Source organism: Halopseudomonas formosensis (assembly GCF_900115905.1).
Taxonomy (GTDB): domain Bacteria; phylum Pseudomonadota; class Gammaproteobacteria; order Pseudomonadales; family Pseudomonadaceae; genus Halopseudomonas; species Halopseudomonas formosensis.
The window spans coordinates 1-18,396 of record NZ_FOYD01000010.1 but is presented as its reverse complement, the minus strand read 5'-3'; the positions used below and the strand labels follow the sequence as shown (position 1 = coordinate 18,396).

The window sequence follows — 18,396 nt, the reverse complement described above, 5'->3', positions numbered from 1 at the left end:
CTGCCCTCTGCTCCTCAGCTCTCTGCCAGCGCCGCCTCAACAAAGTCCAGCCGGTCCTGACCGAAGAACATCTCGTCCCCGACGAAGAAGGTCGGTGCGCCGAACACGCCGCGCTCGATGGCGCGCTCGGTGATCTGCCGCAGGCGCTCCTTCACCGCCGGGTCATTGATCTGCTGCAGCAGTCCTGCCACATCGAACCCCTGACCGCCGAGCACCCGGGCCACCACATCCGGGTCGCCCATGTTCTGACCCTCCACCCAGATCGCTCGGAAGACAGCATCCGCATAAGGCTGGAACTGGTCGCCATCCAGCAGTGCGACGGCTCCGCGCATCAGCTGCATGGTGTTGATCGGGAAGAAGGGGTTCTGCGCGAAGGGCACCTGATAGCGCCGGGCGAAACGCTCGAAATCGATGCGGGTGTAGCGACCCTTGGCCGGCACCGATGCCGGCGAGGCGTTGCCGGTGGCCTTGAAAACGCCACCCAGCAGCATGGGCTGATAGACCACTTCGGCGCCATGGCGCTCGGCCAACTGGGCGATCTGGGTCCAGGCCAGGTAGCTGGCCGGGCTGCCCACATCGAAATAGAACTCTACCTGCTTGCTCATCTCGTGTTCTCCGTCAATCAGAAGGTTTCCATCCAGGGGCGCAGATCCAGTTCATGGGTCCAGCAGTCCCGGGGCTGGCAATGGATCTGCCAGTACTGCTCGGCAATGTGCTCGGGATCGAGAATGCCGTCCTGCTCCCGCAGCGCATAGCGCTCGGGAAAATTGTCACGGATGAAGGCCGTATCGATGGCCCCGTCGATGATCGGATGGGCCACATGGATGCCCCTGGGCCCCAGTTCCCTGGCCATGCTCTGGGCCAGGGCGCGCAGGGCGAACTTGGCCCCGGCAAAGGCGCTGAAACCGCTGCCGCCACGCAGGGAGGCGGTAGCGCCGGTGAAGATGATGGTGCCCCGGCCCCGGGGCAGCATGGCCCTGGCCGCCTCGCGCCCGGTCAGGAAGCCGGACAGGGCGGCCATTTCCCAGACCTTGCGATAGACCCGCTCGGTGGTTTCGGTAATGCCGAAGCGCACGTTGGCGCCGATATTGAACACCGCCACTTCGATGGGGCCTATGTCCCGCTCGATATGCTCGAACAGCTCGACCATGGGCTCCTCGCGCCGTGCATCGCAGCCGAAGGCGTGGGCTCGACCACCTTCGTGCTCGATAGCCGCCACCAGCGGTTCAAGCTTGTCCGCCTGCCGGCGGGTGACGCAGAGGGTGTACCCCTCACGGGCGAAGCGGCGGGCGATGGCGCCGCCGGTGGCATCGCCCGCACCTATGACCACGGTTACTGGGGATCTGGACATGAGTCCTCCTCGCTTGTTATGGGTTCTTTTAAGGAACTCACTGCATAGTCGGTTCCTTTAAAGAACTTGTCAAGCTATGCTGTGACACTCGGATGAGGAGAACTGTCATGCGTTGGGAAGAACTGGATCAGCAGCCGTGCTCCCTGGCACGTACCCTGGCGGTGGTCGGCGATCGCTGGACCCTGCTGGTGCTGCGTGACTGTTTTCTAGGGATCCGGCGTTTCGACGAGTTCGAGAAGCGCCTGGGCATCACCCGGCATGTACTGGCTGACCGCCTGAAGAAGCTGGTCGACCATGGCGTACTGATCAGGGTGCCCTACCAGCAGCGGCCACTGCGCGAGGAGTATCGACTCACCGAGCGGGGGCTGGACCTGCATGGGGTGATCCTGGCGCTGGTCAGCTGGGGCGACCGGCACATGGCTGATGAGCGAGGAGCGCCGGTGCGTCACGTGCACAAGGGCTGTGGTCAGGTCATGCGGCCGCTCATCAGCTGCTCGGAATGCGGTGAACAGGTAAGTGCGCGGGATATACGGGTGGAGCCCGGCGAGGGTTGGGGCGACCGGGTGGAGGAAGTGCTGCCCCAGGTGCGCTGATCACCCCAATCGGGCAAGCAGCGCAGTGACGGCGGTTTCCACGCGCAGGATGCGCTCGCCCAGCTGTACCGGTTGCAGCCCGGCTTCGATCAGCTTGTCCACCTCGTAGGCTATCCAGCCACCCTCCGGGCCTATGGCCAGGGTGACTGCGCCGTCGACTGCCCTGGGGCAGGGTGGATAGTCACCGGGGTGGGCCACCAGGCCCAGACTGTCGCCGAGCAGCTCCGGCAGTCGATCCTCGACGAAGGGCTTGAAGCGTTTCTCGATGTGCAGCTCGGGCAGTATGGTGTCCCGCGCCTGCTCCAGGCCCAGCAGCAGATTCTCGCGGATGCTGTCCGGCTGCAGGAAGGGCGTCTGCCAGAAGCTCTTTTCCACCCGGTAGCTGTTGAGCAGCACTATCTGCGCCACGCCCAGGGTGGCACAGTGTTGCAGTATGCGGCGGAACATCTTGGGCCGGGGCATGGCCAGCAGCAGGGTAAGGGGCAGCTTCGGTGGCGGTGGCTGGTCGAGGCTGACCTCGAGTTCGGCCTGTTGCGCAGTCAGCGAGAGGATCCGGCCGCTGCCCATCAGGCCGCCGATCAGGCCGACCCGCAGGCTGTCGCCCGGGTTGGCCTGATGGATCTCGCGCATGTGCTGCAGGCGCCTGCCCCGCAGCAGCACACGGTCGGCCGAAACAAAATCGGGCTCATCCAGCAGCAGCAGGTTCATGCGCCGGCGCTGTCATCCTGTCCGGAAGTATCGCGCTGAACCGGCTTGAGGAAGCCGGCAAACAGGATACCTACCTCATACAGCAGCCACATGGGCAGCGCCAGCATGGTCTGGGAGATGACGTCCGGCGGGGTCAGCAGCATGCCGATGACGAAACAGCCGACGATCACATAGCCGCGGATTGCCTTGAGCCTGGCAACGTCCACGGCGCCGGCCAGCACCAGCAGCACAGTGGCTACCGGAATTTCGAAAGACAGGCCGAAGGCCAGGAACAGGGTCATCACGAAGTCGAGGTAGGAGCTGATATCGGTCATCACCGCCACCCCCTCCGGGGCCACGCTGGTGAAGAAGCCGAAGATCAGCGGAAACACCACGAAGTAGGCGAAGGCCATGCCGGCATAGAACAGGATGATGCTCGACGCCAGCAGCGGTAGGGCGATGCGTTTCTCGTGCTTGTACAGCCCCGGTGCGATGAAGCCCCAGAACTGGTGCAGTACAAAGGGCATGGCCAGGAACAGGGCGCTGATCAGGGCCAGCTTGAAGGGCGTCAGAAACGGCGAGGCGACGTCCGTGGCGATCATGCTGGTGCCTTCCGGGAGGAAGGCGCGCAGCGGCTCCGACAGGAAGGTATACAGGTCGTTGGCGAAGTAGAACAGGCCGAGGAAGATCAGCAGCCAGATCGCCACGATGCGCAACAGGCGCGAACGCAGTTCGGTCAGGTGAGCAACCAGCGGCATGTGGCTGTCGTTGTGCTCGGGGGGCAGTTGATCACTCATGGGCGTGGGGCCGGGTCATCGGTGGACGGTGCGCCGGGCGCCGGTTCGACGGCCTCGGCGCTCGGCGCAGCGGCATCGGCTGTGGGTGCCGCAGCGGTAGCGTCGGGCTGGGTGCGCTTGACGTTGGAGGTCGTCGACTGTTTCGCCAGATCGGCCATGATCTTCTCGTTATGCAGGGTCTGGCGCAGTTCATCGGCGCCGATTTCCCGCTCCACCTGGCTGCGTACCTCCGCCATGCCACGCTTGATGCGGCCGACGTAGAGACCGACCGTGCGCACGGCGCCCGGCAGCTTGTCGGGGCCGAGCACCAGCAGGGCGACCACGGCGACCACCACCATTTCCAGAAAGCCGAGATCAAACATGGACCATCAGTCCTTGTGCGACGTGGATTCCGTCTTCTTCTCCGCCTGCACATCCAGGGTCTCGCCCTTGCGCTGCTCCACGGAGGGCTTGTCATCATCGTTCATCGATTTGCGGAAGCCCTTGATGGCCTCGCCCACATCGGAGCCGATGCCCTTCAGCCGCTTGGTGCCGAACAGCAGGATCACGATCAGCAGGATGATTGCCAGTTGCCAGATACTGATTCCACCAAAACCCATCTTTACCTCCGGGGCATCGCCCTACTTAGTGACACGCGCTGCTTTCTCGGCCAGGCCGGACAAGTCAAAACGCCTTTCCAGTTCTTTCAGGACATCGTCCGGGCCAAGGCCCAGGTGACTGAGCATGACCAGGCTATGAAACCACAGATCCGCGGTTTCATAAATCAGCTCCCGTGTGTCGCCGCCATGCTGGCAATCCTTGGCCGCCAGCAGCGTTTCGGTACATTCCTCACCGACCTTCTCGAGGATCTTGTTCAGTCCCTTGGCATGCAGGCTGGCCACGTAGGAGCTGTCGGCCGGGGCCTGCTTGCGCTGCTCCAGCACCTGGGCCAGGCGCTGCAGGGTGTCAGTTGTGCTTGTGTTCATAGATGTCTTCCGGGTTGCGCAGGACAGGGTCGCTGTCCTGCCATTGCCCATTGCTGTAGACCTTGTAGAAGCAGCTCTGCCGGCCGGTGTGGCAGGCGATGCCGCCCCGCTGCTCGACCTGCATGATGATGACGTCGCTGTCACAGTCCAGACGCAGCTCGTGCAGGATCTGCACGTGGCCGGACTCCTCGCCCTTGCGCCACAGCTTGCCACGGGATCGTGACCAGTAGATGGCACGGTTCTCCTGCACGGTGAGCTGCAGGGCTTCGCGGTTCATCCAGGCCACCATGAGTACCCGACCGGTCTCGTGGTCCTGGGCAATGGCGGGGATCAGGCCGTTGGCATCCCATTTGATGCAGTCCAGCCAGGTGGTATCTGTATGCGTATCGGTCATGGTCATGTCTGAACAGGTCAGCGGCGCAATACCAGCCAGACGCCGGCGGCCAGAGACAGCCAGTAGATCGGCTGGGTCTGGATCCAGGTATTCGGGTCGGCGCCCAGAGTGCCTGCTCCCAGTGCAATCAGGGCTGCGCCAAGCAGACGCAGGGCAAGGGCATCCTTGCGGTGTGTCCGCGGATGGTGCTCCCATTGGGCAATATTGTCCAGCGCCCGGTGGGTGGTCTGCAACAGCGGCGGTATGCGCTCCATATGCTGGCGCAGGTTCTGCCACTGATGACGGGGACCTGCGCGCTCGCGCATCCAGCGTTCCAGATAGGGTTTGCCGGTGCGCCACAGGTCCAGCTCCGGATACAGCTGACGTCCCAGGCCCTCGATGTTGAGCAGGGTCTTCTGCAGCAGGACCAGCTGGGGCTGCACTTCCATGTTGAAGCGGCGGGCGGTCTGGAACAGCCGCAGCAGCAACTGACCGAAGGAGATGTCCTTCAGCGGGCGCTCGAAGATGGGCTCGCAGACACTGCGGATGGCCGCTTCGAATTCGTTGACCCGGGTCTCCGGCGGGACCCAGCCGGAGTCGATGTGCAGCTGGGCCACCCGACGGTAGTCACGCTTGAAGAAGGCCATCAGATTGCGCGCCAGATAGGTCTGGTCCTCGGGGGTCAGGCTGCCGACGATGCCGAAGTCGATGGCGATGTACTGGGGCTCGTCGGGGCTGCCGTGGGCAACGAAGATGTTGCCCGGATGCATGTCGGCATGGAAGAAGCTGTCGCGAAACACCTGGGCAAAGAACACCTCGACACCACGCTCGGCGAGCTTCTTCATGTCGGTACCCTGGGCGCGCAATGCCTGGATGTCGGTGACCGGGACGCCACTGATGCGCTCCATCACCAGTACCTTGTGGCGGCACCAGTCCCAGTAGATCTTCGGCACGTAGAGTACCGGTGAATCCTGGAAGTTGCGCTTGAGCAGTGAGGCGTTGGCCGCTTCGCGATACAGATCCAGCTCGTCGAAGATGGTCTGCTCGTAATCCCGTACCACCTCGACCGGGCGCAGTCGACGACCCTCGCGCGAGACCTTCTCCAGGGTGCGGGCAGCCAGGTACAGCCACTGGATGTCCTGATGGATGACATCCTCGATACCCGGGCGCACCACCTTGACCACCACCTCGCTGCCGTCGTGCAACCGGGCGCTGTGTACCTGGGCCACCGAGGCAGAGGCCAATGGCTCGTCAGAAAATTCGGCAAAGGCCTCGGCAATGGAAACGCCCAGCTGTTCCTCGATGCGCTGGCGGGCCTCGGCCGGGGCGAACGGCGGAACCTTGTCTTGGAGGAAGGCCAGCTCGGTGGCGATGTCATCGGGCAGCAGGTCGCGGCGGGTGGAGAGGATCTGGCCGAACTTGATGAACACCGGCCCCAGGTTCTCGAAGGCCAGACGCAGGCGGGCGCCGCGGCTGAGGTCCCTGGGGGCCGGGTACAGCTTCCAGGGGCCGATCAGCAGCAGGCGCATGTACCAGGGCAGCGGCAGGGGAGCCAGGATCTGGTCCAGGCGGTAGCGGGTGAACACCAGCAGAATGCGAAACAGGCGCAGAAAGGCAGTCAGGTTCATGCATCGGATCCAGTATCGGGGTGCGACAGACGCTGTACTCGTGCGTCCAGTCGATCCAGTTGCAGGCGCAGCTCGTGAATCTGCGCGGCAGCCACATCCGCCTCGGCGCGCCCGACCAGCTGGCGGCCTTCCTCGGTCAGGTAGTCGGCCACGGCCTGCTCCAGGCTGGCCTGGCTGGTGCCGAGCCAGTTGCGACCCTGGCGGGCCGCACGACCTATGGCATGCGCCGCCACCGGGCCAAGCCAGCGCGCCAGCGCCGCCTCGCCATCGATCCGCAGGTCGGCAAAGATATTCTGCAGCTGCACCAGTACCTGGGTATCACCGCTGAGCTCCAGTTCCGGCGCCTGCAGCAGTTGCTGCCGATCACTGCTCAGGGCCAGACGTGCCAGCAGGCTCGCCGGTGCGCTGAGGCTGCAGTCGACCTCGGCATGGTGCTCGCTGCTCAGGCGCAGCCCATCCGCCCCCGGCAGCAGGTACACCGACAGGCTCGGCTGGCGGCTGCGGATCAGGATGACCCGGCCCTGCAGTGCCGCCAGGCGCTGGGCGGTCAGGGGGTCCTGCTGAATGGCCAGCTGCAGACTGCGTTCGACCCCGGCCAGCAGAAGACGGCTGGGCATCAGGGCTTGATACCCCGGTGCAGGGCGACGATGCCGCCGGTCATGTTGTGGTAGGTAACCCGGGCAAAGCCGGCCTCTTCCATCATGCCCTTGAGGGTTTCCTGATCCGGATGCATGCGGATGGACTCGGCCAGATAGCGGTAGCTGTCGGCATCCCCTGTGATGAGGCGGCCCATCAGCGGCAGCATGGTGAAGGAGTAGCGGTCGTAGGCCTTGGACAGCAGCTCGTTGCCCGGTTTGGAGAATTCCAGCACCAGCAGTCGGCCGCCGGGCTTGAGCACCCGCAGCATGGAGGCGATGGCGTCTTCCTTGTGGGTCACGTTGCGCAGTCCGAAAGCGATGGTAATGCAGTCGAAATGGTTGTCCGGGAAGGGCAGCTTCTCGGCGTCGGCCTGAACGAAGCGAACATTGCCCGCCACGCCCTTGTCCAGCAGGCGGTCACGACCGACCTTGAGCATGGAGGCGTTGATGTCGGCCAGTACAACCTCGCCGGTGGGACCGACCAGGCTGGAAAACTTGCGGGTCAGGTCACCGGTGCCGCCGGCGATGTCCAGTACCCGGTTGCCGGGCCGCACGCCGGAAAGTTCGATGGTGAAACGCTTCCACAGGCGATGGATGCCGCCGGACATGAGATCGTTCATCAGGTCGTACTTGGCTGCCACCGAGTGGAACACCTCGGCCACCTTGCCGGCCTTCTCCGACTCGGAAACAGTCTGGAAGCCGAAGTGAGTGGTGCGATCTGAGCTGGATTTATCAGTCATGGAAGCATCTGCCCTGGCAAGTTGAATGGCCATTCTACCTGTATTTGCCGCGCCGAAGGCAGCGACAAGCAACTGTATGATAGGACAGGCTGTCGCAGATGCGTGTATTGCGGCATGCTATGCACCTTTTTCACATCTCAGAAGGGAAAATCATGGCAACAGTGGAAATTACCCGCGAGCATGCACTGGGCAAGGAGGAGGCCAAGGTGCGAGCGCAGAAGATGGCGGACAAGCTGGCCACCAAGCTGGGGGCCGAGTGCCGCTGGCAGGATGACGAGCTGACGTTCCAGCGCAGCGGTGTGGATGGCAGCATCCTGGTCGGCGAGGACAGCGTGCGCGTGGCAGTCAAGCTCGGCATGATGCTGTCGCCGATGGCCGGCATGGTCAAGGGCGAGATCGAGAAGGCGCTCAACCGCTATCTGGTCTGATCCGGCAGGGCCCGCCCGCTCCTGCGGGCCCGCTGCCCGGGTTGCTAGGGCAGGATGCGGACCACGGAAACATCCGGGTCGCGGCTGGCGCCGGCCCGGCGCAGCCGGTCCAGATACTCCTGCCACAGTCGGTCCTGATCCTGCCCGAGCCGGTAGAGGTAGTCCCAGCTGTACAGGCCGCTGTCGTGGCCATCGTCGAACACCAGCTTGAGCGCATAGTTGCCGGCGGGCTCAAGGCCCACCAGGGCAACATTCTGCTTGCCGGTCTGCAGAATCGGTTGACCATGGCCCTGCACCTCCGCCGAGGGCGAATGCACCCGCAGAAACTCCGCCGGCAGGCTGAAACGGGTACCGTCGGCATACTCCAGTTCCAGCGTGCGTGACGCCTTGCGCAACTTGATGCCGGTGGGGATGGGGCTGCTCATGGCTGATCGATTCCACTCGGGTCAGAGGATGTAACGCGACAGGTCTTCGTTGACCGCCAGCTCGCCCAGATGCTGATTCACGTAGGCGGCGTCGATCACCAGGGGCTTGCCCTCCTGCTTGGAAGCCAGATCCCCGGCGCTGAAGGACAGCTCCTCCAGCAGGCGCTCGAGCACCGTGTGCAGGCGGCGGGCACCGATGTTTTCGGTCTTCTCATTGACCTGCCAGGCGATCTCCGCCAGACGGGCAATGGCGTCCTCGGCGAACTCGACCTCCAGGCCCTCGGTCTTGAGCAGGGCGCGGTACTGCTCGGTCAGGGACGCATGGGGCTCGGTGAGAATGCGCTTGAAGTCCTCCGGGGTCAGCGACTGGAGTTCCACGCGGATAGGCAGGCGGCCCTGCAGTTCCGGAATCAGATCCGACGGCTTGGTCAGGTGGAAGGCGCCCGAGGCAATGAACAGGATGTGGTCGGTGCGGACCATGCCGAACTTGGTGTTCACCGTGCAGCCCTCGATCAATGGCAGCAAGTCACGCTGCACACCCTCGCGGGACACATCGGCACCGCTGCCGCTGTTGGCGCGCTTGCTGACCTTGTCGATCTCGTCGAGGAAGACGATGCCGTTCTGCTCGGCGGCCTCGATGGCACGGGCCTTCAGATCCTCCTCGTTGACCAGGCGCGCAGCTTCCTCGTCGCGGATCAACTTGAAGGCTTCCCGCACCTTGAGCTTGCGGGTCTTGCGCCGCCCCTTGCCGAAGCCGGAGAACATGTTCTGCAGCTGGCTGGTCATCTCTTCCATGCCCGGCGGTGCCATGATCTCCACACCCACCGGCGCGTCGGCCACCTCGATATCGATCTCCTTGTCGTCCAGCTGACCCTCGCGCAGGCGCTTGCGGAACAGCTGGCGGGTGCTGGAGTCCTCCCGCGCCGGCTCCTCGCCGGTGCCCTGGCGGGGCGGAGGCAGCAGCGCATCGAGGATGCGTTCCTCGGCGGCATCCTCGGCGCGATGGCCGACCTTCTCCATTTCCTGCTGGCGCAGCATCTTCAGCGAAGCATCGACCAGATCGCGGATGATGGATTCCACATCGCGGCCCACGTAGCCCACTTCGGTGAACTTGGTGGCTTCGACCTTGATGAAGGGGGCCTGGGCCAGGCGCGCCAGGCGACGGGCGATCTCGGTCTTGCCGACGCCGGTCGGCCCGATCATGAGGATGTTCTTCGGTGTCACTTCCTGGCGCAGGTGCTCGGGCAGCTGCTGCCGCCGCCAGCGGTTGCGCAGGGCTATGGCCACGGCGCGCTTGGCATCGTGCTGGCCGATGATGTGGCGGTCCAGTTCATGGACGATTTCACGGGGTGTCATGGACATGTGCTGTGCTTCCGGCCGCCTCAGGTATCGGCGTCCAGCTCCTCGATTGTCTGATTCTGGTTGGTATAGATGCAGATCTCGCCGGCGATGCCCAGGCTGGATTCGACGATTTCCCGGGCGGACAGATCGGTATGGCGCAGCAGGGCGCGAGCGGCGGACTGAGCATAGGGCCCCCCGGAACCGATGGCGATCAGACCCTCCTCGGGTTCGAGCACATCGCCGTTGCCGGTAATGATCAGCGAGGCATCCTTGTTGGCGACCGCCAGCAGTGCCTCCAGCCGGCGCAGGGTGCGATCGGTACGCCACTCCTTGGCCATTTCCACGGCGGCACGTACCAGATGACCCTGGTGCTTCTCCAGCTGGGCTTCGAAATGTTCGAACAGGGTGAAGGCATCGGCCGTGCCCCCGGCAAAGCCGGCGATCACCTTGTCGTGATACAGGCGACGCACCTTGCGTGCGTTGCCCTTCATGACGGTGTTGCCCAGGGAAACCTGGCCATCGCCACCGATGACCACCTTGCCGTGGCGGCGTACTGAAACGATTGTAGTCACGCGCAGCTCCTGTTGGCTGTTCAGAAAATGCAGCACGACGGACGCGCTGTCTTTGAGCCTTATCTGGGGACGCTGCGGGACGAATTCAAGCGGGAGGTCGAGCAAAGATCGGCGGCCGGCTGGCCGCCGATGGAAGGACTCAGCGAACGCTGCGCTGCTGGCGCAGCAGGTTGCTGAAGCCGTTGCCGGACAGGGTGCGCTCGGCCTGCGCCAGGCGGGACTGGTCGGGGAAGGGGCCGACCTGAACCCGGTGCCAGACCTCGCCGTTGGCCAGCTTGGCATCCTCGAGTCGGGCATCCAGCCCCATCAGGATGATCTGCGCACGCACCCGGTCTGCCTCGCTGCGCTGGCGGAAGGAGCCCGCCTGGAGAAAATACTGGGTGGTGGGGGCCGCCGCCTGTTCAGGCTTGCTTGTCGGCGGCTCCGCGGGCGGCGGTGGCGGCGGGGGTGGCTCGGGTCGACGACCGGGTGACACCACTTCCGATTCCGGCAGCAGGGTGTAGAAATCGTAGCTCGGGCTCTGGCGCCGGGGTGGCTCGGCCTTGGGGGCAGGCGGGGTGACCACAGTGTCCCGCTTGACGCTGTCCTGCCCCGGTTCCAGGGTAAACAGGAAGGCGACGAACAGGCCGACCACGGCCACGCAACAGGCGATCAGCCATACCGGCACCCGCGGGCCGGATTTCGGACTGGCCCGGCTGGCGCCGCGGCGGGGGGCTTTACGTGCTTTGGCCATGCAGGTTACATGCGCTCCAGGGTGGTAATACCCAGCAGGTTAAGGCCCTGCTGCAGGGTTCGTCCAGTCAGCGCAGCCAGGCGCAGCCGGCTGTCGCGCTGGGCGGGCTGCTCGGCAGCCAGGATCGGACAGTTCTCGTAGAAGCCGGAAAAGCGTCCAGCCAGCTCATACAGGTAATGGCACAGGGCGTGGGGGGTCCCTTCACGGGCCACATACTGCAGCAGGTTGCCGAACTGGGCCAGGTGCGCAGCCAGATCGATCTCCGCTTCCTGTTCCAGCACCAGTGGGGCCAGATCATCCAGTTGATGCATGTCGCGGTCGATGCGGCGGAACACGCTGGCCACCCGGGTATAGGCATACATCAGGTAGGGTGCGGTGTTGCCCTCGAAGCTGAGCATCTGATCGAAGTTGAAGTTGTAATCGCTGCTGCGGTGCTTGGACAGGTCGGCATACTTGACCGCGCCAATGCCGACTGCGCGGGCGATCTGCCGCAGCTCGTCCGGATCCAGCTCGGGGTTCTTCTCCTGAACCAGCTGATAGGCGCGTTGCTCCGCTTCGTCCAGCAGGTCGATCAGCTTCACGGTGCCGCCATCGCGGGTCTTGAAGGGTTTGCCGTCGGCGCCGTTCATGGTGCCGAAGCCCATGTGCTCGAGCTGCATTGCCTCGGGTACGAAGCCGGCCTTGCGTGCCACGGCGAAGACCTGCTGGAAGTGCAGGGCCTGGCGCTGGTCAACGAAGTACAGGACCCGGTCGGCCTTGAGTACCTGGTGGCGGTAGCGCATGGCAGCCAGATCCGTGGTGGCATACAGGTAGCCGCCGCCGGCCTTCTGGACGATCACCGGCAGGGGCTTGTCCTCGCTGGTTCTGAACTCGTCGAGGAACACGCAGCGCGCGCCTTCGCTTTCGGTGAGCAGGCCACGCTGCTGCAGGCTGTCGACCACCTCGGCCAGCTGATCGTTGTAGGCGCTCTCGCCGCGCACATCGGCAGGCGTCAGGCTGACGCCAAGACGGTCATACACTGCCTGGCAATGGCCCAGGGAGATATCGTTGAAGCGCCGCCACAGAGCCAGGCACTCCTCGTCGCCGGCCTGCAGCTGGACCACCCGCTCGCGCGCGCGATCGGCAAATTCGGGGCTTTCATCAAAGCGCTTCTTGGCCTGGCGGTAGAAATTCTCCAGATCACCCAGTTCCGCTTCGGCGGTCGCCGGGTTCTCTTCCAGATAGGCCAGCAGCATGCCGAACTGGGTGCCCCAGTCGCCCACGTGGTTCTGGCGGATCACGGTATGGCCGAGGAACTCGAGCACCCGGGCCACCGCATCGCCGATGATGGTTGAGCGCAGGTGGCCGACGTGCATCTCCTTGGCCAGGTTGGGCGAGGAGTAGTCCACCACCACCCGCAGTGCAGGGTCGGCGGCCGGGACGTTCAGCCGCTCATCGTCCAGCGCCTGCTGCAGCTGACGGGCCAGCCAGGCGCGGTCCTGGAAGAAGTTGATGAAGCCGGGGCCGGCAATGCTGACCTGGGCCACGGCCTCGCTGGGCGGCAAGGCGGCGATGATCTTCTCGGCCAGGTCACGGGGCTTCATGCCGGCGGGCTTGGCCAGGGCCATGGCCAGGTTGCTGGCAAAGTCGCCGTGGCTCTTGTCGCGGGCGGTTTCCACCTGGATGTTGGGACTGATATCGGTGGGCAGCACGCCTTCGGTCTGCAGGGTGCTGATGGCGCTGGCGAGCAACTGGCTGAGGAGATTTTTCATGGGTGCTATGGATTCCGGCTACGGCCTGTGGAAAACCCGACATTATCCGACTTAACCGCAGGCTTGCCAAATCCCTGTGCATGTCAGGTGTGGCTGCAGCTTAACTAGAACATGTCCATCGGGTCGACATCAATCGACCAGCGTACCCGCCGCGCCTGGGGTTGCTGCTCCAGTTCGACCAGCAGCAGGTGCAGCAGCTGGTGCAGCGCCGAGCGCTGGGTGGCCAGGATCAGCAGCTGGGCGCGGTAGCGACCGGCCCGGCGCTCCATCGGCGAAGGTACCGGTCCGAGCAGCTCAAGGCCCTGGATCCGGTGGCGGGCGAGCAGCCCGTCGGCCAGCTCCACCGCGCCGTCGAGAAAGGCGTCGGTCTGGGCCAGGTCATTGGCCTCTGCGCGCAGCAGAGCGGTGAAACTGTAGGGCGGCAGTCCGGCCTGCTGACGCGCGGCCAGCTCCCGTTCGGCGAAGCGGGCATAGTCATGCTCGACCAGATCCAGCAGCAGCGGGTGTTCGGCCATGTGGGTCTGGATGATGACCTGTCCGGGCTTGCTGGCGCGTCCGGCGCGCCCGGCCACCTGGATGATCTGCTGGGCCATACGTTCCGGGCCGCGGAAGTCCGCGGAAAACAGGCCGCCATCGGCATCCAGGATCGCCACCAGGGTCACGTCCGGGAAGTGATGCCCCTTGGCAAGCATCTGGGTGCCGACCAGCACGCAGGGTTCGCCACTGTGGATGCGCGCAAGCATTTCCTGCATGGCCTGCTTGCGGCCCATGGTATCGCGGTCAATGCGCAGAACCGGGAAGTCCGGAAAGCAGCTGATCAGATGCTCTTCGGTGCGCTCGGTACCCGCGCCCACCGGGCGCAGCTGCTCGCCCTGGCAGGAGGGGCAGGTGCGGTCGACAGGCCGCTGACTGCCGCAGTGGTGGCAATGCAGCTGGGGCGGGAACTGGTGCAGGGTCATGCGCGCATCGCAGCGCCGGCACTCGGCCATCCAGCCGCAGTCGTGACACATCAGCGTAGGGGCGAAGCCGCGCCGGTTGATGAACACCAGCACCTGGTTGCCCTGGCGCAGGTGCTCGCCCATCAGCTGGATGAGCGGGCGGGACATGCCGCCCTCCAGAGGGCGACTGCGGATATCCAGACTCTGGAAGCGGGGTGGCTGCGCATTCCCGGCCCGTTGCGTCAGGCGCAGCAGCTGGTAGCGACCGCGCTGGACATTGTGCAGACTCTCGAAGGAGGGTGTGGCAGAGCCGAGGATCACGCCGACCTGCTCCAGATGCCCGCGGTAGACCGCCAGGTCCCGGGCGTTGTAGCGCAGGCCGTCCTGCTGCTTGTAGGACAGGTCGTGTTCTTCATCAACGATGATCAGGCCGGGCCTGGCCAGGGGTGTGAATATGGCCGAGCGGGTACCGATGACGATGCTCGCCTCGCCGTCGCGGGCGGCGATCCAGGCGTCCAGACGCTCGCGGTCATTGAGGCCCGAGTGCAGGATCACCACCGGCACATTGAAGCGGCGTCGGAAGCGCTCCATGGTCTGCGGCGTCAGGCCGATCTCCGGGATCAGGACCAGTGCCTGGCGCTGGCGCTTCAGGCAGTGTTCGATCGCCTGCAGGTAGACTTCCGTCTTGCCACTGCCGGTCACCCCCTCCAGCAGCCAGCATTGAAAGCCCTCGGCGGCGATGATGCGGTCCAGCGCAGCCTGCTGTTCGTCGTTGGGTTGCAGCGCCGGCTCCCTTAATAGAGGACGGGGCTCGTTGCTGTGGTGGGGTGACTGGGTGATTCTCTGTACCAGGCCCTTGCGCTCCAGTGATTCCAGTGCGTCCCGGGTCAGCCCCCACTGGCTGAGCAGGGCGTGGGACAGGCCGTGGGGATGCATGGCCAGAGTCTGTACTGCCTGTTTCTGTTTGGGCGCACGACTGATGGCTGGATGTTCCGGGTAGGCTCCGGGGAGCAATTGCCAGAGCATGTCCTGACGTGCCAGCGCCGGCTCGCCCTGGCGCAGCAGCACGGGCAACGCGCTGCTCAGGGTGTCGCCCAGGCCATGCTGATAATAGCTGGCTGTCCAGCGGCACAGTTGCCAGAGACTGTCGGGCAGCAGCGACTGGTGGTCCAGCAGCTCCGCTGCCTGCTTCAGCTTGCCGGCGGGTACGCTGGAATGCTCGGCGATGCCGGCAATCAGGCCTACCAGCTGACGGTTGCCGAAGGGGACCCGGACCCGGGCACCAATCGGCAGATGCTCGGCGCGCACCCCGGCCGGCCCGCGGTAATCGAACAGGCGACGCAATGGGGAGGGCAGGGCAACCTGGATGATCGGAGCTGGCACGTCGGCGGATATCCTTCTCTGTCAGACAGCTGATGGTAACATCGGTGGACCGGCCTGTAGACCGCGGTACTTGCGTGCCAGCGGAATTCTGTTATTATCGCCGGCCTATTTTCCGGTCCATTCGTGTCTGTTTCGGTGCCGGGTAGATTACACAGTGCGGTGCCTGATCAGGTTGGTCCGGTGGCGGCACACAAAACCGAGGAATGACCATGAAAGCTAATCTGCATCCTGCATACGAAGAAATCGAAGCCACCTGTGGTTGCGGCAATGTGATCAAGACCCGCTCCACTCTGGGCAAGAACATCTATCTGGACGTCTGCTCCGCCTGCCATCCGTTCTATACCGGCAAGCAGAAGGTTGTGGACACCGGCGGTCGTATCGAGCGCTTCAACCAGCGTTTCGGTGCCGTCAGCACCAAGAAGTAAGACCGGCGCCATCACCATGGCCCTGTTATCAGGAAAGGCGTCCCTCTGGGGCGCCTTTCTTGTTTTCTGGCTACTGGCTCCGACGATCCATGCTGAATACTGCAGTCAGCCGGGCGCCGGCGAGGTGGTATCGAGCAAGCGTGTCATTGATGGCGATACCCTGGATCTGGCCGATGGCCGGCGTGTGCGACTGATCGGGATCAATGCACCTGAGATGGGGCGCGACGGTCAGCCGTCCGAGCCCTATGCCCAGGCCGCGCGTCGGGAGCTGCTGCGTCTGGTCAGCGGCTCGCAGCTGCGCATGATCATTGGTGCGCAGCCGCAGGACAGGTACGGTCGCACGCTCGGTCATCTGTTTGACGCCCGCGGCGCCAATATCGAGGCCAGGCTGTTGATGCGTGGGTTGGGTTTCACTATCGGTCTGCCGCCCAATACCGGTCTGCTGGAGTGTCACCTTCAACACGAGCAGCATGCCCGCCAGCGTGGTCTGGGTGTCTGGCAGTACTCTCCCGTGCGCCGCGCTGCTCAGGTGGGGCCCGGTTTCCAGCTTGTCCGTGGTCGGATCGAGCGGGTCAGTCGCAGTCGCGAGCATGTCTGGCTGGATATGGATGGGCCGCTTACCCTGCGTCTGCCTCGGGACATGGTCGGGGTGGACCAGTTGCTGCGTGCAACGGGACGCGAGCTGGAAGTGCGTGGCTGGGTGGTGGATCGCGGACGGGCGAGGCAGGGACAGAAGCGCTACATGCTCCCGCAGGCCGAAGCCCGGCTGATGTTCCTGCAGTGACAGGAGGGCGCTGCGACCCTTTGCAGCAGGCGCAGCGGCAGCCTTGTGAGGGGTAGGTGTTTTCTGTATTCTCGATTGTTCGGAAACACAATAAGCAACTTGACCGGAATTGTAATCATGTCTGATCTGAGAACCGATGCACTCGAATATCATGCTCACCCCCGTCCGGGTAAGCTGAGTGTCGAGCTGACCAAGCCTACCGCTACTGCGCGCGATCTCGCGCTGGCTTACAGTCCCGGTGTTGCTGAGCCTGTGCGTGAAATTGCCAAGGACGCAGATCTGGCATTCAAATACACCGGCAAGGGCAACCTGGTGGCGGTGATCTCCGACGGTACTGCTATTCTCGGTCTGGGCAATCTCGGTCCGCTGGCCTCCAAGCCGGTAATGGAAGGCAAGGGCGTACTGTTCAAGCGCTTTGCCGGCGTTGATGTGTTCGATATCGAGGTCGAAGCGGAAAGCCCCCAGGCCTTCATCGATACGGTCAAGCGCATCTCCTGCACCTTCGGCGGTATCAACCTTGAGGATATCAAGGCTCCGGAGTGCTTTGAGATCGAGCGTGCGCTCATCGAGCAGTGCGATATTCCGGTTTTTCACGATGATCAGCACGGTACTGCCATTGTTACTGCAGCAGCCATGCTCAACGCTCTGGAGTTGGCAGACAAGAAGCTGGAAGATGCCAAGATCGTCTGTCTGGGTGCCGGCGCCGCCGCCGTAGCCTGCATGAAGCTGCTTATCAGTCTGGGTGCTGCCGTAGAAAATATCAGCATGGTTGATCGCAAGGGTGTGATCCATGCCGGTCGCGACGACCTGAACGAGCACAAGGCGATCTTCGCCAACGAAACCGACAAGCGCACCCTGACCGATGCGATCAAGGGTGCTGACGTATTCGTCGGCCTGTCCGGTCCGAATCTGCTGCAGCCGGCGGAGCTCAAGCTGATGGCTGAAAACCCCATCGTTTTTGCCTGCTCCAACCCGGATCCGGAAATCAGTCCGGAGCTGGCCCATGCTTCTCGTCCTGACGTGATCATGGCTACCGGTCGTTCCGACTACCCCAACCAGGTCAACAACGTACTGGGCTTCCCCTTCATCTTCCGTGGTGCGCTGGATGTTCGTGCAACCCGCATCAACGAGGAAATGAAGATCGCCGCTGTGCACGCCATCCGCGAGCTGGCCAAGGAGCCGGTGCCGGATTACGTCATGCAGGCCTACGGCGATCTGAATCTGGAATTTGGTCGCGAGTACATCATTCCCAAGCCGATGGATGTGCGTCTGATCGAGAAGGTGCCCGCTGCAGTAGCCCAGGCTGCCATCGACAGCGGCGTGGCCCGTCTGCCCTACCCGGCACACTACCCGCTGAAGTCGGTCGAAGACTGCTTCTGAGGTGGCTGCTGCGCAGCCCGACCGGGCTGCGCAGCAGTGCGCCAAAAGGTGCTTGACGAGGCGGCGAATGGGTCTATAATTCGCCACCTCATCGCTGCGGCGGCCGGTTCAACCCCGTCACCGAGGCAGTGAAAAAGGTTTTACGGAAGGCGTTGACAAGGGGTTCTGATCCTGTAGAATGCGCCTCCCTGACACGGCAGGCGAACAGCTTCCGGGTCGATCGCCAGGCGGTTTCGAGGCAACAGAATCGAAACAAAAACGCTTGACAGATCAGGAGGTTAGCGTAGAATGCGCGGCCTTGGTTGAACGAAGTGGCAACCGAATCGCTCTTTAACAAATTGGAATCAAGTAATTCGTGTGGGTGCTTGTGAGTAGCTGGATGATCGCAAGATTATCAGCCTGACAAGTAACTCGTGAATTCATGAGTTTATTAAAGGCTGAGCCAAGTTTAGGGTTTTCTCAAA

22 protein-coding genes are annotated in these 18,396 nt (G+C 63.7%); 5 read left to right on the top strand and 17 right to left on the bottom strand.

Annotated features, from left to right (window positions below; translation table 11 throughout):
- Positions 1-14 precede the first annotated feature (14 nt).
- The gene (locus BM046_RS12925; RefSeq protein ID WP_090540140.1) at positions 15-605 is read right to left on the bottom strand and encodes a 2-hydroxychromene-2-carboxylate isomerase; all 591 of its coding nucleotides are present in this window, start codon (positions 603-605) and stop codon (positions 15-17) included.
- A gap of 17 nt (positions 606-622) precedes the next feature.
- The gene (locus BM046_RS12920) at positions 623-1,351 is read right to left on the bottom strand and encodes an SDR family oxidoreductase (protein WP_090540138.1); all 729 of its coding nucleotides are present in this window, start codon (positions 1,349-1,351) and stop codon (positions 623-625) included.
- Between the two features lie 107 nt (positions 1,352-1,458).
- On the opposite strand from BM046_RS12920, the gene BM046_RS12915 reads away from it, so the two are divergent.
- On the top strand, positions 1,459-1,944 hold the full coding sequence (locus BM046_RS12915; protein WP_090540136.1) for a winged helix-turn-helix transcriptional regulator: 486 nt from the start codon (positions 1,459-1,461) through the stop codon (positions 1,942-1,944).
- On the opposite strand, the gene BM046_RS12910 is transcribed toward BM046_RS12915, so the two are convergent.
- The 9 genes from BM046_RS12910 to ubiE are packed head-to-tail and all read right to left on the bottom strand — an operon-like array spanning position 1,945 to position 7,772.
- Positions 1,945-2,652, bottom strand: coding sequence for a 16S rRNA (uracil(1498)-N(3))-methyltransferase (locus tag BM046_RS12910; protein WP_090540134.1), 708 nt, complete (start codon positions 2,650-2,652; stop codon positions 1,945-1,947).
- The gene (tatC, locus tag BM046_RS12905) at positions 2,649-3,428 is read right to left on the bottom strand and encodes a twin-arginine translocase subunit TatC (RefSeq protein WP_090540132.1); all 780 of its coding nucleotides are present in this window, start codon (positions 3,426-3,428) and stop codon (positions 2,649-2,651) included. The genes BM046_RS12910 and tatC overlap by 4 nt, the downstream gene beginning before the upstream one ends.
- On the bottom strand, positions 3,425-3,790 hold the full coding sequence (gene tatB, locus BM046_RS12900) for a Sec-independent protein translocase protein TatB (protein WP_090540130.1): 366 nt from the start codon (positions 3,788-3,790) through the stop codon (positions 3,425-3,427). The genes tatC and tatB overlap by 4 nt, the downstream gene beginning before the upstream one ends.
- A gap of 6 nt (positions 3,791-3,796) precedes the next feature.
- Positions 3,797-4,027 (bottom strand): twin-arginine translocase TatA/TatE family subunit, encoded by a 231-nt coding sequence (gene tatA / locus BM046_RS12895; RefSeq protein WP_090540128.1) that lies wholly within the window; start codon positions 4,025-4,027, stop codon positions 3,797-3,799.
- A 21-nt stretch (positions 4,028-4,048) separates the two neighbouring features.
- Positions 4,049-4,393 (bottom strand): phosphoribosyl-ATP diphosphatase, encoded by a 345-nt coding sequence (locus BM046_RS12890; protein ID WP_090540126.1) that lies wholly within the window; start codon positions 4,391-4,393, stop codon positions 4,049-4,051.
- A complete protein-coding gene (gene hisI, locus BM046_RS12885) occupies positions 4,374-4,787 on the bottom strand; it encodes a phosphoribosyl-AMP cyclohydrolase (RefSeq protein ID WP_090540271.1) in 414 nt (137 codons plus the stop codon). The genes BM046_RS12890 and hisI overlap by 20 nt, the downstream gene beginning before the upstream one ends.
- A 17-nt stretch (positions 4,788-4,804) precedes the next feature.
- Positions 4,805-6,394: a ubiquinone biosynthesis regulatory protein kinase UbiB gene (ubiB, locus tag BM046_RS12880; RefSeq protein ID WP_090540124.1), complete on the bottom strand. Its 1,590-nt coding sequence runs from the start codon at positions 6,392-6,394 to the stop codon at positions 4,805-4,807.
- Positions 6,391-7,011, bottom strand: coding sequence for a ubiquinone biosynthesis accessory factor UbiJ (locus tag BM046_RS12875; RefSeq protein WP_090540122.1), 621 nt, complete (start codon positions 7,009-7,011; stop codon positions 6,391-6,393). The genes ubiB and BM046_RS12875 overlap by 4 nt, the downstream gene beginning before the upstream one ends.
- On the bottom strand, positions 7,011-7,772 hold the full coding sequence (gene ubiE / locus BM046_RS12870; RefSeq protein WP_090540120.1) for a bifunctional demethylmenaquinone methyltransferase/2-methoxy-6-polyprenyl-1,4-benzoquinol methylase UbiE: 762 nt from the start codon (positions 7,770-7,772) through the stop codon (positions 7,011-7,013). Before ubiE ends, BM046_RS12875 begins: the two co-directional genes overlap by 1 nt.
- Before the next feature lie 152 nt (positions 7,773-7,924).
- Here ubiE and BM046_RS12865 point away from each other — a divergent pair, with 152 nt between their 5' ends.
- On the top strand, positions 7,925-8,200 hold the full coding sequence (locus BM046_RS12865) for a polyhydroxyalkanoic acid system family protein (protein ID WP_090540118.1): 276 nt from the start codon (positions 7,925-7,927) through the stop codon (positions 8,198-8,200).
- Between the two features lie 44 nt (positions 8,201-8,244).
- Here the strand turns inward: BM046_RS12865 and BM046_RS12860 are convergent, their stop codons facing one another.
- The 6 genes from BM046_RS12860 to BM046_RS12835 form a co-directional block, all read right to left on the bottom strand.
- Entirely contained in the window at positions 8,245-8,625 is a 381-nt protein-coding gene (locus tag BM046_RS12860; protein WP_090540116.1) for a gamma-butyrobetaine hydroxylase family protein, read from the bottom strand.
- A gap of 21 nt (positions 8,626-8,646) precedes the next feature.
- Positions 8,647-9,987: an ATP-dependent protease ATPase subunit HslU gene (gene hslU, locus BM046_RS12855; protein ID WP_090540114.1), complete on the bottom strand. Its 1,341-nt coding sequence runs from the start codon at positions 9,985-9,987 to the stop codon at positions 8,647-8,649.
- A 20-nt stretch (positions 9,988-10,007) separates the two neighbouring features.
- Positions 10,008-10,538 carry an ATP-dependent protease subunit HslV gene (gene hslV, locus BM046_RS12850; RefSeq protein ID WP_090540269.1) on the bottom strand — a complete coding sequence of 177 codons (531 nt, stop codon included), beginning with the start codon at positions 10,536-10,538 and terminating at the stop codon, positions 10,008-10,010.
- 139 nt (positions 10,539-10,677) lie between these two features.
- The gene (locus BM046_RS12845; RefSeq protein ID WP_090540112.1) at positions 10,678-11,271 is read right to left on the bottom strand and encodes an SPOR domain-containing protein; all 594 of its coding nucleotides are present in this window, start codon (positions 11,269-11,271) and stop codon (positions 10,678-10,680) included.
- A 5-nt stretch (positions 11,272-11,276) separates the two neighbouring features.
- Positions 11,277-13,022 (bottom strand): arginine--tRNA ligase, encoded by a 1,746-nt coding sequence (gene argS / locus BM046_RS12840; RefSeq protein WP_090540110.1) that lies wholly within the window; start codon positions 13,020-13,022, stop codon positions 11,277-11,279.
- 104 nt (positions 13,023-13,126) lie between these two features.
- The gene (locus BM046_RS12835) at positions 13,127-15,343 is read right to left on the bottom strand and encodes a primosomal protein N' (protein ID WP_090540108.1); all 2,217 of its coding nucleotides are present in this window, start codon (positions 15,341-15,343) and stop codon (positions 13,127-13,129) included.
- Between the two features lie 209 nt (positions 15,344-15,552).
- Here BM046_RS12835 and rpmE point away from each other — a divergent pair, with 209 nt between their 5' ends.
- The 3 genes from rpmE (at position 15,553) to BM046_RS12820 (ending at position 17,932) form a co-directional block, all read left to right on the top strand.
- On the top strand, positions 15,553-15,768 hold the full coding sequence (rpmE, locus tag BM046_RS12830) for a 50S ribosomal protein L31 (protein ID WP_090540106.1): 216 nt from the start codon (positions 15,553-15,555) through the stop codon (positions 15,766-15,768).
- Between the two features lie 16 nt (positions 15,769-15,784).
- Entirely contained in the window at positions 15,785-16,552 is a 768-nt protein-coding gene (locus tag BM046_RS12825) for a thermonuclease family protein (RefSeq protein WP_090540104.1), read from the top strand.
- A 117-nt stretch (positions 16,553-16,669) separates the two neighbouring features.
- On the top strand, positions 16,670-17,932 hold the full coding sequence (locus BM046_RS12820) for a malic enzyme-like NAD(P)-binding protein (RefSeq protein ID WP_090540102.1): 1,263 nt from the start codon (positions 16,670-16,672) through the stop codon (positions 17,930-17,932).
- The last annotated feature ends 464 nt before the right edge of the window (positions 17,933-18,396 follow it).